Origin of the sequence: Stutzerimonas sp. S1, from assembly GCF_025966695.1 — a bacterium.
Taxonomy (GTDB): Bacteria; Pseudomonadota; Gammaproteobacteria; order Pseudomonadales; family Pseudomonadaceae; genus Stutzerimonas.
Window position 1 is genome coordinate 1 of record NZ_JAOEIY010000018.1, and the last position, 929, is coordinate 929.

Consider the following 929-nt stretch of genomic DNA (forward strand, 5'->3'; position numbering starts at 1 on the left):
AAAAAGGCCGCCGCGTACTTTGCCAAGGAGTGCGGCTGAAGTACGCCTTCATCAACCAGCTATCCGCTGACTATTCGGTTCGCCGCCTGTGCCTGACGCTGAAAGTACATGCCAGTGGTTACTACGCGTGGCTGGCTGAACCGAAGTCGGCACGAGCCAAGGATGATCAACGCCTGCTTGGACTGATCAAGCACGCGTGGCTAGAGAGCGGCGGTGTGTACGGCTACCGCAAAATCCACGACGACCTGCGTGAGCTTGGAGAAGCATGCGGCAAGCATCGTGTTGCTCGACTGATGCGCTTGGAAGGGCTGCGCTCACAGACAGGGTATCGCCGCCGACCGGGCCGCTATGGTGGTAAGCCTCCAGCGGCTTCACCGAATCATCTGGAGCGCCGATTCAATGTCACCGAACCCAACAAGGTCTGGGTCACGGACATCACCTACATCCGCACCTATGAGGGCTGGTTGTATTTGGCGGTGGTGCTCGATCTGTTCTCGCGGCAGGTAATCGGTTGGTCAATGAAACCGCAGATGACCAGCGACCTGGCTATTGATGCGTTGCTGATGGCAGTTTGGCGGCGTAAGCCAAAGCAGGAAGTGATGATTCACTCAGATCAGGGGAGCCAGTTCAGCAGCGGCGACTGGCAGAGCTTCCTGAAAGCCAACAACTTGCTTGGCAGCATGAGTCGGCGCGGCAATTGCCATGACAACGCAGTAGCGGAAAGCTTTTTCCAGTTGCTGAAGCGGGAACGGATCAGGCGAAAAATCTATAGCACCAGACAGGACGCACGCGCTGATGTGTTCGACTACATCGAGATGTTTTACAACCCAAAACGCCGACACGGTTTCAACAACCAGCTGTCACCGGTAGAGTTTGAGAAGCGACATTTACTGAGCCTGGAAAGTGTCTAAGAAATCCGGGGCGATTCA

General features: G+C 55.8%; 1 protein-coding gene. It reads left to right on the forward strand.

Annotation, left to right across the window (positions count from 1 at the left end; genetic code table 11):
• Window positions 1-911: IS3 family transposase (locus N8H22_RS20045; protein ID WP_264592225.1), on the forward strand; the 911-nt coding region annotated here is incomplete at its 5' end.
• Between the last annotated feature and the right edge of the window lie 18 nt (window positions 912-929).